We start from the raw sequence: 14,146 nt of genomic DNA, 5'->3' as shown, positions 1-14,146 counted from the left end.
GGTATGAAAAAGCGCATCTCCGTCAGTTGGCTTCTGCTAGGCTGGCTGCTTACTTTACTCGCTCCAAGGCCCGTCATGGCGCAGGAGCAGGCGTTTTCGCTGCAACAGGCCATTCAGTACGCGCTTCAGAACCGCCCTAACCTGAAGTCGTTGCGCAACCAGGAACAGATTGACAAAGCCAAAGTGGGGGAGGTGCGGGCCATCGGGTTGCCGCAGGTAAATGCCGGCGTTGACATCAGCAACAACTTTATCCAGCAAAAATCCATTGTGGATTTCAGCGCGTTTGGAGGGGGCGGGCAGCTCAACAGCTTCACCATTACGCAGCAGCAACTTAATTCAGGCCAAGACATCGTGCTCACGCCCACCTATACCGTACCGGAGGGGATGTCAGGACCCCAGGCGATTACGTTTGTGCAGCCCTGGACCGGTGCCGCCGCCCTTTCGGCTTCGCAGTTGCTCTTTGACGGGGCTTATTTAATTGGCTTACGAGCAGCCTCTACCTACACCCAACTTTCCCGGAAAAGCACCCAGCAAGGTGAAATAGAAGTAGCCGAACAGGTGAGCAAGGCTTATTACAGCGTGCTGGTGGCCGGGGAACAGATCAAGTTGCTGGACCAGAACCTTGCCCGCCTGGACACGCTCCTGCGCCAGACCACCGTCATGAACACCAATGGCTTTGTGGAAAAATTGGACGTTGACCGGCTTAAGGTAAGCTACAACAACCTGAAGATTGACCGCGACAAAGCCCAACGTCTGCTGGTGTTAGGCGAGCAGTTACTCAAGTTTCAGATGGGTTTTCCGCAAACGCAGCCCATTCTGCTCACCGACCAATTAAACGAAAGCAGCTTGGCCAATGCCAAACCCAGAATCAACTACAGCAGCTTTCAGTACGCCAACCGCATTGAATACTCCATTCTGGAGACCCAGCGCGATCTGGCCCTTTTGCAACAACGGAACATCAAATCGGGATACTGGCCGCGGCTGTTACTCAATGCCAACTACGGCTACAACGGCGTGGGCAACACGGCCGGCAAACTGCTGGATGTGAAAGCGGGGGCCAACAACACCACTACCCGCAACTGGTTTGACTTTGGAGTGGTAGGCGTGAGTCTGCAGGTGCCCATCTTTGACGGCTTGCGCAAAAGCTATCAGGTGCAGCAATCCCGGATTCAGCTCGAAAACGTGAAATTAGGCTTTGAACAGCTCCAGCAAGGCATCGATCTGGAACTGAGACAATCTGATGCTACTGTGGAAAACACCTTGAGTGTGCTGCGGGCCCAGCGCCAGAACTTGGAACTGGCCGAAGAGATTGCCCGGGTGTCGCGCATCAAGTACCAGGAGGGTGTAGGCTCCAACTTGGAAGTAATCACCGCCGAGACCGACCTCCGCGCTGCCCAGACCAGCTACTACAGTGCCCTCTATGACGCCCTTATCGCCCAGGTAGACGCTGACCGTGCTACCGGTGCCTTACTCCTGAAATAAACCCATCCGCAAGAACCTTTCATTTAGCAAGAATATGAAAACATACCTCCTCACCGGCTTTATTTCCATGGCCCTGCTTGCCTCCGGCTGCGCCGAAAAAGACAAAGCCACCCAGTTAGCCGAACTCAAAAAGCAGCAAGCCGAGCTCACCACCCAAATCACCCAACTGGAAACTGAACTGCAGAAAGAAGGCAAGGGAGGCGCGCCAAAAGTGGCTGCCGTTCCTGTCTCCGTTATGAGCGTGCAACCCGAAACCTTCCGCCATTACTTGGAGGTGCAGGGCCGCGTGGACTTTGACCAGAACGTAATGGTGAGCCCCAAGGTACCAGGCGTGCTCACCAGCCTGCGCGTAGATCCTGGAAACCGTGTAAACCGCGGACAGACCTTGGCTACCATAGACCCAGGACCACTGGATCAGCAGATTGCCGCCCTTCGGCCTAACCTGGACTTGGCCCGCACGGTGTACCAGAAGCAGAAAAACCTCTGGGATCAGAAAATCGGCACCGAAATCCAGTTCCTGACCGCTAAGAACAACGTGGAAAGTCTGGAGCGCCAATTGGCCGCTATGCAGGCTGCCCGGGCCCAATACATCGTGAAAGCACCTATTTCGGGTGAGGTGGACCAGGTGGTTCCTAAATCTGGAGAAGCGGTGGCTCCCGGCATGGGCATCATCCGGTTGGTGAATGCCAGCAGCGGTAAGATTGTGGCCGAAGTATCTGAAGCGTACGCCGCCAAGATCAAGAAAGGCGATGATGCCCTGGTGCTCTTCCCGGATTTGAATCAGGAGATCATGACCACGGTGCGCGTGGTGGGCAGCAACATCAATCCGTCTAACCGCGCCTTTACGGTGGAACTGGGGGTGAAACCTTCAGAACAAGGGAAAGTGAACCTGCGGCCGAACATGGTGGCCGTAGTGCGCATCCAGGATTACGCCAAAGAAAATGCTCTTACCCTTCCGCTGGAGATTGTGCAGAAAGATGAGCAGGGCAACTTTGTGTACGTGGTGGAACAGAAAGGCAGTGAGCGCGTGGCGGTGAAACGCAACATTACCACGGGTACCTCTTACGGCGGCAAGGTGGAAGTTCTGACGGGTTTGGCTGCCAATGACCAGGTGATTAAGGCCGGAGCGCAGAACCTGAACGAGGGCCAGCCGGTGAGTTTCTAAGGAGTTTTTCAAAAGGAGGCCCTAAAACGCGCTTTCCGCGTCTGATGGGTTTCCCAAACATCCAACCAAATGGAACAGTCTCATAACATCAAGGAATTCAAGCCCACCAGTTGGGCCATTGATAACCGCACCAGTATCTACATCATTACGCTCATTATCTCGCTTGCGGGTATTCTGGCTTATAACCGCCTGCAGAAAGAGAACTTCCCGGACATCGTGATCCCCACCATGATTGTGACGACGGTGTACCCCGGTACGTCACCCTCCGACATGGAGAACTTGGTCACGCGGCCCATTGAAAAGCAGATCAAGTCGCTGAACGGGGTGAAACGGGTGACGTCTACTTCCATGCAGGACTTCGCGATGATCAATGTGGAGTTCAACACCGATGTGGACGTGGAAGTGGGCAAGCAGCGGGTGAAAGATGCCGTGGACAAAGCCCAAACCGATCTGCCCACCGATCTGCCGCAGGCGCCCAACGTTCAGGAGATCTCTTTCTCTGAGATGCCTATCATGTACGTGAACCTCTCGGGGAATTTCAGTGCCGAGAAACTGAAGCAGTTTGCTGAGGACCTGCAGGACCGCATTGAAACCTTGCCCGAGATCACCCGCGTGGACATTGTAGGCGCGCTGGAGCAGGAAGTACAAGTCAACATGGACATGTACAAGATGCAGGTAGCCGGCGTGACGTTTGGTGACGTGGAGCGAGCCATTTTCACCGAAAACATGACCATCTCGGGAGGAACGGTGCGCGTGGGCGACATGAAACGGGCCGTGCGCGTGGTGGGCCAGTACACTGATCCCAGCATCATCGGCGACATTGTGGTGAAATCATTGAACGGCGGTAATATTTATCTAAAGGACATCGCGCAAGTCACTGATACCTTTGAGGAGCGCGAGAGTTTCGCCCGCTTGGATAATCAGCCGGTCATCACGCTCAACATCGTAAAACGCAGCGGCGAAAACCTGATTGAGGCCTCAGACAAGATCAACGCCATTGTGGAAGAAGCGCACGGCACCACGCTGCCTGAGAGCTTGAAAGTAACCATCACCGGTGACCAGAGTAACAAGACTCGCCACACCCTCAATGACCTCATCAACACCATTATCATCGGGTTTATTCTGGTGACCTTGATTTTGATGTTCTTCATGGGTACCACCAATGCCTTGTTTGTAGGGCTATCGGTGCCTATTTCCATGTTCATCGCCTTCCTAATCATGCCTATGATTGGGTTCTCCCTGAACATGATCGTGCTCTTTTCCTTCTTGCTCGCGCTGGGGATTGTAGTGGATGACGCCATTGTGGTGATTGAGAACACACACCGCATCTTCCATGAGACCAACTGGAACATTGCCAAATCAGCGAAGATGGCGGCGGGCGAGGTGTTTCTGCCGGTATTAGCCGGTACGCTTACCACCGTGGCACCGTTCCTGCCCCTGGCGTTCTGGCCCGGCATTGTAGGCGAGTTCATGTTCTACCTGCCTATCACGCTTATCTTAACGCTGATGGCGTCGCTGGTGGTGGCCTTTATCATCAACCCGGTGTTTGCGGTGTCTTTTATGAAAAGAGGCCACAATCCAGAGAAAGAGAGAAAGAACTTCCGGTTGAGTATGCTCATCATGGGAGGCTTGTCCTTGCTGAGTTTCGCCTTTGGCTGGATTGGAATTGGCAGCCTGGTGTTGGTGCTCATGGCTTTTGTGGCCTTGAACAAGTTCGTTTTCACCGGTTGGATTAACAAGTTTCAAACAAAAGCGTTGCCTGCTTTCATGCGGCGGTACGAAGGCTTGTTGCGCTGGATGCTGATAGGCCGACGTCCTTACAAAGTGGTGGCGTTTGTAGTGGGCTTGCTTTTCCTCTCGTTTGTGGTAACCGCCCTCAGAGCGCCCAAGGTGGTGTTCTTTCCGCAGGGTGATCCCAACTTCATCTACACCTACATCAGCATGCCCGTGGGTACGGATCAGTCGGTGACCGATTCTATTACTAAGGTGGTGGAACGGAGGGTGTTCAAAGTGGTAGGAGAGAAGAACCCCAACGTGGAGTCTGTAATTTCTAACGTGGCGGTGGGTGCCGGTGATCCCATGGCAGGTAGCCGCCAAGCGGAGTCTAACAAGGGCCGGGTGACTGTAGCATTTGTGGAGTACCAATATCGTGAGCCCGGTGTGAGTACCGCTAAGTACCTGGATCAAATCCGCGAGGCGGTAAAAGGAATTCCAGGGGCCGAAATCGCGGTGGAGCAGGAGGCAAACGGTCCGCCGGTAGGCAAGCCTATTGTGGTGGAGATTGCCGGCGAAGATTTCGCCGGGCTCATCCAGGTCTCCAAAAACGTGCAGCGTTACCTTGACTCAGCCCAAATTGGTGGAATTGAGGACCTTCGCACTGACTTGGAAGACAAGAACCCCGAGATCACCGTGGAGATTGACCGCGTGCGCGCTAACCGCGAAGGGCTGAGTACTGCTCAAATAGGTTCTGAACTTCGGACGGCCATTTTTGGGAAAGAGGCTTCTAAGTTCAAACGTGATGAGGACGAGTACCCCATCCAAATCAGGCTAGCTGAGCAGTATCGCAAAAACATTGACCAGCTCATGGGCATGGTGCTCACCTTTAGAGACGCCTCGGGTATGGTGCGGCAGGTGCCGGTCTCGGCGGTCGCCAGCATCAAATACTCCACTACCTACGGGGGCATCAAACGCAAGAACTTGAAGCGGGTGATTACCCTTTCGTCTAACGTGCTGGGCGGCTACAACCCCAATGAAGTGGTGGCTAACATCCAGACGGCGCTAGACCGTTTCCCGGCTCCCGAGGGCTATGAGATCAGGATGGGTGGTGAGCAGGAAGACCAAAAAGAGACTATGGATTTCCTTTCCCTGGCCGGTATTGCCTCTATGGGCTTGATCTTCTTGGTTTTAGTGACGCAGTTTAATTCGGTCTCAAAATCGCTGATAATTTTATCAGAAGTTATCTTCTCTGTGATAGGGGTATTGCTAGGTTTCTCTGTCTTTAATATGGATATGTCTATCGTGATGACCGGGATTGGGATTATCGCTTTGGCAGGGATAGTGGTGAAGAACGGGATTTTGCTGGTTGAATTCACAGATGTGTTGATGGGCGAAGGAATGGAACTGAAAGAAGCGATTGTGATGGCAGGTAAAACGCGTTTGAGTCCGGTAATGCTGACCGCCACCGCTACCATCCTGGGCTTGATTCCGCTGGCGATTGGCTTGAATTTTAACTTTTTCACCCTCTTTACGGAGTTCGATCCGCACTTCTTTTTGGGCGGCGAGAACGTGACCTTCTGGGGGCCTCTGGCTTGGACCATCATTTTTGGGTTAAGCTTTGCTACGTTCCTTACCCTGTTGGTAGTGCCTATGATGTACCTGATCAATGAGAAAATCAAAAATCGGGTGCTTTCTAAACGCCGCAAGCCAGAAGCGGTGCTGGTAGGCTGATTTGTTTGAATAAGGACCCTTTAATTTTACCTATATGATTACTGCACATACAACCCCTTCTGTTACGAAACAAGTCGTTAGAATCATTAGCAAAACCAAGGAGATAAAGCCTTCTCGTCTCCGGGTTTCTGCGGACCTAAGCAAAGAGTTTGGGTTTGACACCGTGGATGTGGTAGACATTATCCTGGAGTTGGAAAAGAGCTTCAAGATTGTCATCCCAGATGAAGTACCGCTTAATACCGTGGGTGATTTTGTAAACTACGTGTCTACCCACACCATGCGCCAGGCTAGCTAACCCTTTATATATTTGCTCATTTTTTGACTTCGAAAGGCAGCGGGATTTTCCTTCTGCCTTTCTTTCTATGAGGGTAGGAGAAGCGTTCTTGGAGTGTTTTCTGAAATGGGAAGTACTTGATGACCCCTTAAGTTCCATGGTTCAAGTTTTCAACTTGGACCTATCATTATCTGAAGTTTGCAACTTCAGTGAGGCGCTAGCGTCAGGAAAGGCGGTTTCTGGCTTAGCATATTAGGATACATATTCTATAGTAGTTACCCTTTGCTGCCTTCTTACTTTATCTCCGGCGCTTGTTCCTCCGGTTGGAGGTTTGTCACTTTTCTCCTTGATGAGAAAAGTAACCAAAAGAATCAAGAAGAAAAGAAACTCGCTGACGCTCAAACAGTCTTTTCTTCATTCAGGTACCACCTGATAAATGCTATCTGTTTCATAGGGAGCTTACGGTATTGTTGCTAGAACCGCCGTTGCTTGCGCTTCTCCTTGCTTCGGGCTACGCAGGCGGCCCTCCGCTGGTGAAGTCGCATGTGAGTTTTCTACTGCTTGAACTGTTGCAATACTTACATCGTCCTGCGGACGTACTTCGATCTGCTTAATGAGAGGATTCCTCTCCTAGGAGGGGTAGGGGTGGATAGGGTTTTGGTTCGTTTTTGAAAAGCAGTTCTAAACGGGAAATGCCTCCTTTTCCAATTAGAACTTAGAACTCAAGACTCAGAACTTCCTTAAAATACCTGCAAGCGATACGCCTTCATCTGTTTGTCCAGACCCCTGGCGTCTCCGCTGATTTTGTCTAAAAGAGCCCAGAAACGGGGGCCGTGGTTCTTCTCAACCGTATGCGCCAGTTCATGCAGAATTACGTAGTCACAGAGGTGCTCTGGCAGGCGCATGAGGTGTAGGTTCAGGTTGATGTTGTTGGTGTGGGAACAGCTGCCCCAGCGGGTCTTCGCGTTTTTGATGGTGACCTGCTGGTAAGAGAACCCGAATTTCTGTGCGAAGTAAGCTACCCGTTGGGGTAAGTAGCGTTTGGCCTCCAGCCGCAGGGTGTATTCAACGGCATTTTTAATGTAGTCCTGAATGTCTGGGTGTTCCCAGGTGACCTGCTCAGGATACCACACGTACAGGATGCCCTCTTTGATGCGGCTTTTGCAGTTTGGTAAAGGGTGCGGAAGCAACAATAGTTGGTGGAAACGGGTCCTGAACTCAACCTCCGGCGAAAACAACGTACTCTTTTGTTGTTCCTGCTGCTGCGAAGAAAGGTGTTTCCTGATCCAGGCGGCTTTCTCCTGTACAAAAGCCTCGGCTTGGGCCAAAGTGGCGCGTTTGGGTAAGGTCACCCGCACGCCTTTCCCGGGTTTAATGCTGATTCTAACGTATTTGGCCGTAGCGCTGGGTACAAACTGCACGAGGCCTATGGTATCAATCTCCTTCTCCAGAATCCCCTTGGTAAGGGCGGGGGTACTTTTCTTTCGCTCCATATCTATCACAAAGATACAGCCTGCCAAGCTATTTTTCCTTATCCCGGAAAAGTAGCTTTTCGCCTGCCACAAACAGAAAAGACGCCCCATAAGAGACGTCTTTTCTGTTTTGATAAGCCGTAGGGAGAGTGAAAAATGATTTTAGTTCATGCTATCTCTCCATCATGCAATCTTAGCGTACGTTTCCACCGTGGTCAGTGTCATAGCTGTTGCTGCTGGGAACGCGGGTGCTGTCGGTGGTAGAGCCTCGTACCTCGGGTTCGCCGTAGCCCGAAGGCACGCCGTGGTCGGTAGGGGCGGCATCATGGGTAGCAGTCGGGTCTATCTCCTGGATGGGAGTGCCTTCCACGGAGTGGTAGCTGGTCACCGGAATGTCGTTTTGCTCTGGAATAATGCCGCCGGTAGACCCTTGGGAGCCCGAAGAGTTGTTCCCCATTTGCATGTTGCCCTCGCCGTAAGTTGGGTTTTGCTGGGAGCCCGAAGATCCCACGCCTGAGCTAGACGGAGCCGATAAGCGGTTTGAACCATGTTGGCCCGCTGCTTCGTTTTCGTATTTAGGTGTGTGGGCAGAAGTGTCTACGTTCATAGAAGAAGGCACCATGGCACCTGCACCTGCGGTGGCACCACGGTCAGGTTGCGTGGCTTCCCAGGCGTGGAATTTATCCATCTCGGTTTTGATGCTGGTCATAAACCAGGCGAGCAGCGTAGCATCATCAAGGAGGCCAATCACCGGAATCCAGTCGGGCACCATGTCAATAGGCGACAGGAAGTAGATAAGGACCGCCACGGCCATTACTACCGTGTTTTTAGGGATACCATGGTACTCCCCAGAAACTGATGCTTTGATCAGGCGCGTTAACGTGCCCAGGCTTTCCATGACCTCGGCGGCAATGGTGCCAAAGTCTTTGCGTTCGCTCGCTTTTTTGTAGGCATCGTTCAAGAGTTGCTTTATGCGCAACGGCTGCTTGAGGTAATCCTCAGCCCTGTGAATGAAGCGCTTGAAGAACGAAGATTCATGAACGTTCTTGCTGTTGTGGGTTTCGTTTTCCATATGAGATTTGTGGTTAAAAACAGTAGGCGTAAAGGCCAGAACACGTTAAAAGGCCAAAGGCGAAGTAACAAAAAAAGTAGGGGAAACAAAGGCGCTACCTCCCTGCTGAACCACTTGAACCCGTTCTGGCTGGTAACATCTTTTATACTTGATTTAAAGTAAATAGTTAGACGCAGCGGTTCTATTATTTCAGGTGTTTTCAAACCTTTTTCTGGGAAAGCCTATGAAACCAGGGGCACAAAAAAGCGCCTGCTCTGTAAACCAGAAGCAGGCGCTTTTCTATTTGAAAGCAACAGGTATTAAAGAGCTCTACCGGCTGCGTAAAAGTTTTTCTTGTAGTAAGGAGACATCAGGGAGTTGATCATCACTCCGCCGTTAGAAGCCGCATGGATGAACTTGCCGTCTTCTAAGTAAATGCCTACGTGGTAGATGGGTTGACCGGGGCCGCGGCGGAAGAAAACCAGGTCGCCGGTTTCCATGGCGGTTTTTGATACTCGGCTCACTTCATGGAACATGGAACGGGAGCTGTGGGTAAGCGTGATGCCGTACACTTGCTTGTAGACTTTGCTGACAAACCCAGAGCAGTCTGTGCCGCGTTGGGTGTTTCCGCCAGAACGGTAAGGGGTGCCAATCCAGTCAGCTACGGTTTCCAGTAGCGCCTTGTCTTCATCGTAATCCAGGTGAAGGCCCAAAGACTGGGAGTAGTAGTTGTAGAAAAGAGAGTCTTTGTACGAAAGGTTTTTCTCTTTTGGCGCCTCGCTGAGGGGATCAGAGGTGCTGAAATTGTTGTGTGCCAGAGCCCATTCCTGAATTTGTTCTGATGGGGTGATCACAAGAGATTCTTCAGAATAAGTAGTGGCTGAAGAAGGTTGTACTTCATAAAAGAAGGACAAAAACGCAGAGCCTAAGGCTAGTGCAGACAGAATGTAACTTTTCATCATCTGTTTTAATGGTGAAACATCGGGTGGTACCGGCTGCAGCAGAGACCACCTCGCGGCCCTTCCAGCTGTCGGCGTCAGAGACGCCCAAAAAACAGGAAGAAAGCCCTTTTACCGTGAGTTTGTTGATACCCAACATATTCTCACTATTTCAAAGGTAAAAATGAAACCTTTTAAAAACAAACTCGTATAAAGCCGCTTTTAGTATTTTAGATGGAAAAGAAAAAGGAAAAAGAAGTGAAATGCAGCCTGATAGGCCTTAATGGCGTATAATTTGGCAAAATAAAAAAGATGGAATCCCTTGAAAAAAAGTTAAAAATAGTAGAGAACTCACCCTTTGCCCGTATTGCCCGCTGGAAACTGAAGAGCTCCAACGTGGCGATGGTGCTGGGCAAAACTATACACTTAAGCGGAGTTTCCAAAGATATTTTTCTGAAGGACACCCCCTGGGTGGCCCATGAACTTTGCCATGTGCGTCAATTTCAGGAACATGGCTTCTTCAGATTTTTGTGGCTCTATTTTGTAGAGTCACTGCGGGTGGGGTATTACAACAACAAGTATGAAGTGGAAGCCCGGATGGCCGGAGTAAAAGAAACACACCTGGCACAAAATAAAGCTAAAAATTCGCCTCCTGCCCAAGCGTAAAGCATAGTAGGATTTTTTTAAGGTTCATAAACGAGGCTGCCGCTTCGGGGCTGTTTTTCATTAAACAGCCCCGAAGCGGCAGCCTCGTTTTAGGGGTAGGTTTGCTTAGCTGTTATTGCGCCACTTGATGGTGCAACCAATGGCTTTGGTGCTGGCCTGCGGCACCGCTTTGCCGGTGAGCAGGTTGTTAAGAGCGGCCTCTACGTACCGTTTCTGCACTTTCTCAGGGTCACCAGAATTGTCGTCAATGGCCCCGATGTAAGACACTTTCAGGTCCTGGCCGGAACGGGTAAGAATATAGACGTGCGGCGTGCGGGTAGCCCCGTAGCGCTTGGCCACTTCCTGGGTTTCGTCATAGAGGTACACAAACGGGAAGCCTTTGTCTTTGGCCCGCTTCTGCATTTGGGAGTAAGAGTCACCAGGGGAGGCGGTCACGTCATTTGGATTAATGGCAATAACCGGGTAGCCTTTGGACGCATATTTCTGGTGCAGTTGAATCAGACGGTCTTCGTACAGCTTTGCGTATGGGCAGGTATTGCAGGTAAAGGTGACAATAAAGCCTTTGGCCTCTTTCTGGTCTCTGAGGCTGATCATTTGCCCATTCACGTTCTTCAGTTTGAAGTCAGACGCGCTGTCGCCCACCTGGTAGCCACCCTCAGCGGCTTTGTAGGCAGACGTGCCTAATAGTGTGAATACACTCAGCAATAAAAGTAAGTAGTAAGGTTTTTTCATAAGTAAGGGTGGGGTTAAGGGTTTTTAGAGAATTTTGTGGTCATATAGTCCTGCAGTTGCGCCAAGGTGAGGGGTTTCTCCAGAAAGACCCGCTGTTTACGGGCGTTGTTCACCAATAGGGTGGCCGGAATGGCGCCACTCCAGGAAGGGTCTACCAGGTCAATCCAGGCATTCTGGTCTGGTTCATCTAATAGGAAAACGGTGCTCTGCAATTTGTGGCGGTTCACAAACGGGATCACTTTCTTCTCGTAATCCTTCGCAAAGTCCATGCTAACCAAAACAACCTGTACCGGTTGTCCTTTGTACTGCTGCTGCAGGGCCTCAAAGTTGGGAAGTTCCTCAATGCAGGGCTTGCACCAGGTAGCCCAGAAGTTGATGATGTAAGTGGTGTCTGAAGTGGAGTTCAGGTATTGCTGCAGGTGCGGTAATTTCACCATAGGAACCTTCTGCGCCTGGGCCATTGCCGTACCCGCCAGTAAGAAACTGAAAAGAAAGAAGCAAACGGAAAAGAATTTGCGCGGAAACATAAGGGTGCGGTTGTTCATACCAATGTAACGATTCTATCTATACTAAAGTACAGCTATATACGATTTTAACATATAGATAATTTAATAAAGTACCATAAATACTAACGTTACCTCATCCTGCCCAGGCTATCTTAAAATTAACGCCTTTTAAGCGGTGCAAAGGAGCGGGCAGAAGACCCTAAACCGATGCTATTTCCCTCTTTTATAAGGGATGGCCAGAGAGGTTTAGCAAGGAAGTTTTGTAGCAATTGGCGTTGTCTGGGAAAACCTCAGGCCATGAAATTAATTTATGTTTTATGGGCGGTTTTGAAAGGGAAGGCCAAAAAGAGAGGCGAAATGCCATGAAAGCAAAAGAGGTGTCTCTGCTAAGAAACACCTCCTTGGTAAAAACCCTTAATTAACGCTTGCTAGAATCCTACGCCTAAATAGATCTGGAAGTTTCCTGCTTTGATGTCGTTCAAGGCACGATTGGCGTTGGCGGCATCAAATTTTCCTAAATCTGAAAAGCTGCGGTAGTAACGTCCGCCCACTCTGAAAATAGAAACCCGGGCTTCCAAGCCGGCCGCGGCACCGTAGTCAAAGGTGTTGAGGCCTTCTTTGTCTATCTCTTTATCGTCTTGCTTGGCGGTTAGCATTATTCCCACCTGAGGGCCCGCATGGATGCTCACATTATCCGTCAGGTTGACTACGCCCAGTACCGGAACATCAATATAATCAAACTGGCGATCCGAGTCATCAGCGTTTACTTCGCGGCGGGTGTAGAGTGCCTCCGGTTGGATAGAGAAAACCCGGCCCAAACTAAACTGAGAGTAAAATCCGGCGTGCCAGTTGGTTGAAGATTTCAAGTTGTCCAGCATGTCTTTGCCGTCGCCTTGCAGGGAACTGAAAAGTACCCCACCTTTCACCCCGAAACCGCTGTTGGTGCGTTCTCCGCCGCCAGATTCTTCGTTATGGTTGATGACGCCCCTGTTCAAGACACGCTCCTGAGCCTGAGCTGTTTCAAAGAAAAATACACTTATAAGAAGTAAACAAAGTTTTTTCATAGTAGGTAGTACATTTGGGATGGATACATAAAACCCTTTTTAGAAAAGTGGGTTGTACCTCTTATACTGTCTCGTGCTTATAATGTTGCAAGCAAACATCTACCCTAGACACTTAGGCATTAGGATGGGGATAAGCCCGAAGGATGGGAATAGTCCTAAACATAGATTTGAGTTTCCACTATGCTTAAAATAGCCTGGTCTCCTGAGTACGCGCATCCGCTCCCGGAAAATCACCGGTTCCCGATGCTCAAGTATGAACTGCTGCCCCAGCAACTTCTCTACGAAGGCACCGTGACGCAGGAGAATTTCTTCAGGCCAGATCCTTTATCAGAAGACCGTATTGAGCGGGTGCATGAAGCTTCTTACTGGCACCGGTTACGCCACCTGGAACTTACCCCCTCCGAGATTAGGAAGACTGGTTTTCCGCTTTCAAAGCAATTGGTGGACCGCGAAGTGATCATCATGGGCGGGACGGTACAGGCGGCCTCTTATGCTCTGGAGCACGGGGCAGCCATGAACATTGCCGGCGGTACCCACCACGCCTTCACAGATAGGGGAGAAGGATTCTGCCTGCTCAATGACAATGCCTTGGGGGCGCAGTACCTGTTGGATGAAGGAAAGGCCAGCAAAATCCTCATCGTGGATTTAGACGTGCATCAGGGAAATGGCACCGCCCAGATTTTTGTAGACGAACCACGGGTGTTTACTTTCAGCATGCACGGCGGCAACAACTATCCGCTGCACAAAGAAAAATCAGACCTGGACGTTCCGCTGCCCGATGGGATAGGAGACACGGCTTACTTAAAGCTTTTGCAGGAACACCTGCCTGCCCTCATGAAGAGCGTGGCCCCCGACTTCGTGTTTTTCCAGAGCGGCGTAGACGTGCTGGGGTCTGACAAGCTTGGCAAACTGGCCCTTACCATTGCCGGCTGTAAAGAGCGTGACCGATTGGTGCTGGACTTGTGTCACCGACACGGGGTGCCCGTGTGCTGCAGCATGGGCGGAGGTTATTCTACCCGCATCGCAGACATTGTGGAGGCACACGCCAATACCTACCGGTTGGCCCAGCAGATCTTCTTTTAAGACAATAGTAGTTGAAGGCTAGATACTCGACTTTCAGGGGTCTACTACCTAGCCTCTAACTGCTAAACTCTACTCAAATTCGGGTTTTCAATTTGGCGTCTGATGCCCTGAAGAAGGGAAGGGAGCGTTTTAGTGCGAGGTAGATGACCGGCACCAGGAGGAGCACAAGAAGTAAATAGACCATCGCCTTCATAATCTCAAAGAGCAGGCTGATGACCATTGCAGATAAAAGGAGGGATGCCGCTAAAAGCAGCCAAAACTGAACA

12 protein-coding genes are annotated in these 14,146 nt (G+C 50.7%); 6 read left to right on the top strand and 6 right to left on the bottom strand.

All coding sequences use genetic code 11. The features are described 5' to 3' along the window. The first annotated feature begins 3 nt into the window (after nt 1-3). From ACW9SV_RS04325 to ACW9SV_RS04310, 4 genes are all read left to right on the top strand, one after another. Nucleotides 4-1,482, top strand: coding sequence for a TolC family protein (locus ACW9SV_RS04325; RefSeq protein WP_479555508.1), 1,479 nt, complete (start codon nt 4-6; stop codon nt 1,480-1,482). 34 nt (nt 1,483-1,516) lie between these two features. After that, the gene (locus ACW9SV_RS04320; protein ID WP_479555507.1) at nt 1,517-2,647 is read left to right on the top strand and encodes an efflux RND transporter periplasmic adaptor subunit; all 1,131 of its coding nucleotides are present in this window, start codon (nt 1,517-1,519) and stop codon (nt 2,645-2,647) included. 69 nt (nt 2,648-2,716) lie between these two features. Beyond that, nucleotides 2,717-6,094, top strand: a complete 3,378-nt coding sequence (locus ACW9SV_RS04315) for an efflux RND transporter permease subunit (RefSeq protein ID WP_479555506.1) — start codon at nt 2,717-2,719, stop codon at nt 6,092-6,094. 34 nt (nt 6,095-6,128) lie between these two features. Continuing rightward, entirely contained in the window at nt 6,129-6,389 is a 261-nt protein-coding gene (locus ACW9SV_RS04310) for an acyl carrier protein (protein WP_479555505.1), read from the top strand. 719 nt (nt 6,390-7,108) lie between these two features. Here ACW9SV_RS04310 and ACW9SV_RS04305 read toward each other — a convergent pair. The 3 genes from ACW9SV_RS04305 to ACW9SV_RS04295 form a co-directional block, all read right to left on the bottom strand. After that, on the bottom strand, nt 7,109-7,861 hold the full coding sequence (locus tag ACW9SV_RS04305) for a M48 family metallopeptidase (protein ID WP_479555504.1): 753 nt from the start codon (nt 7,859-7,861) through the stop codon (nt 7,109-7,111). Nucleotides 7,862-8,033: 172 nt separating this feature from the next. Continuing rightward, complete coding sequence (locus ACW9SV_RS04300) at nt 8,034-8,912, bottom strand: YkvA family protein (RefSeq protein ID WP_479555503.1); 879 nt, start codon at nt 8,910-8,912, stop codon at nt 8,034-8,036. A 299-nt stretch (nt 8,913-9,211) separates the two neighbouring features. After that, on the bottom strand, nt 9,212-9,853 hold the full coding sequence (locus ACW9SV_RS04295; protein WP_479555502.1) for a C40 family peptidase: 642 nt from the start codon (nt 9,851-9,853) through the stop codon (nt 9,212-9,214). Nucleotides 9,854-10,141: 288 nt separating this feature from the next. Between ACW9SV_RS04295 and ACW9SV_RS04290 the strand changes: the two genes are divergently transcribed. Next, on the top strand, nt 10,142-10,495 hold the full coding sequence (locus ACW9SV_RS04290; RefSeq protein WP_479555501.1) for a hypothetical protein: 354 nt from the start codon (nt 10,142-10,144) through the stop codon (nt 10,493-10,495). Between the two features lie 105 nt (nt 10,496-10,600). Here the strand turns inward: ACW9SV_RS04290 and ACW9SV_RS04285 are convergent, their stop codons facing one another. From ACW9SV_RS04285 to ACW9SV_RS04275, 3 genes are all read right to left on the bottom strand, one after another. Continuing rightward, nucleotides 10,601-11,227: a thioredoxin family protein gene (locus ACW9SV_RS04285; RefSeq protein WP_479555500.1), complete on the bottom strand. Its 627-nt coding sequence runs from the start codon at nt 11,225-11,227 to the stop codon at nt 10,601-10,603. 14 nt (nt 11,228-11,241) lie between these two features. Further along, a complete protein-coding gene (locus ACW9SV_RS04280) occupies nt 11,242-11,772 on the bottom strand; it encodes a TlpA family protein disulfide reductase (protein ID WP_479555499.1) in 531 nt (176 codons plus the stop codon). Nucleotides 11,773-12,161: 389 nt separating this feature from the next. Further along, nucleotides 12,162-12,797: a porin family protein gene (locus tag ACW9SV_RS04275; protein WP_479555498.1), complete on the bottom strand. Its 636-nt coding sequence runs from the start codon at nt 12,795-12,797 to the stop codon at nt 12,162-12,164. Between the two features lie 180 nt (nt 12,798-12,977). Here ACW9SV_RS04275 and ACW9SV_RS04270 point away from each other — a divergent pair, with 180 nt between their 5' ends. Further along, nucleotides 12,978-13,880, top strand: a complete 903-nt coding sequence (locus ACW9SV_RS04270; protein ID WP_479555497.1) for a histone deacetylase family protein — start codon at nt 12,978-12,980, stop codon at nt 13,878-13,880. Nucleotides 13,881-14,146: the final 266 nt, after the last annotated feature.

Source organism: Rufibacter sp. JT20002 (assembly GCF_056491185.1).
The sequence above is the reverse complement of the archived record's forward strand: the minus strand, read 5'-3'. Positions and strand labels throughout refer to the sequence as shown.

Excerpts from the sequence above, each read along its gene's own strand:
- ACW9SV_RS04295 (WP_479555502.1), bottom strand. The coding sequence starts at position 9,853 with ATGATGAAAAGTTACATTCTGTCTGCACTAGCCTTAGGCTCTGCGTTT.
- ACW9SV_RS04290 (WP_479555501.1), top strand. The coding sequence starts at position 10,142 with ATGGAATCCCTTGAAAAAAAGTTAAAAATAGTAGAGAACTCACCCTTT.
- ACW9SV_RS04315 (WP_479555506.1), top strand. The coding sequence starts at position 2,717 with ATGGAACAGTCTCATAACATCAAGGAATTCAAGCCCACCAGTTGGGCC.
- ACW9SV_RS04305 (WP_479555504.1), bottom strand. The coding sequence starts at position 7,861 with ATGGAGCGAAAGAAAAGTACCCCCGCCCTTACCAAGGGGATTCTGGAG.
- ACW9SV_RS04275 (WP_479555498.1), bottom strand. The coding sequence starts at position 12,797 with ATGAAAAAACTTTGTTTACTTCTTATAAGTGTATTTTTCTTTGAAACA.
- ACW9SV_RS04280 (WP_479555499.1), bottom strand. The coding sequence starts at position 11,772 with ATGAACAACCGCACCCTTATGTTTCCGCGCAAATTCTTTTCCGTTTGC.
- ACW9SV_RS04270 (WP_479555497.1), top strand. The coding sequence starts at position 12,978 with ATGCTTAAAATAGCCTGGTCTCCTGAGTACGCGCATCCGCTCCCGGAA.
- ACW9SV_RS04320 (WP_479555507.1), top strand. The coding sequence starts at position 1,517 with ATGAAAACATACCTCCTCACCGGCTTTATTTCCATGGCCCTGCTTGCC.
- ACW9SV_RS04325 (WP_479555508.1), top strand. The coding sequence starts at position 4 with ATGAAAAAGCGCATCTCCGTCAGTTGGCTTCTGCTAGGCTGGCTGCTT.
- ACW9SV_RS04285 (WP_479555500.1), bottom strand. The coding sequence starts at position 11,227 with ATGAAAAAACCTTACTACTTACTTTTATTGCTGAGTGTATTCACACTA.
- ACW9SV_RS04300 (WP_479555503.1), bottom strand. The coding sequence starts at position 8,912 with ATGGAAAACGAAACCCACAACAGCAAGAACGTTCATGAATCTTCGTTC.
- ACW9SV_RS04310 (WP_479555505.1), top strand. The coding sequence starts at position 6,129 with ATGATTACTGCACATACAACCCCTTCTGTTACGAAACAAGTCGTTAGA.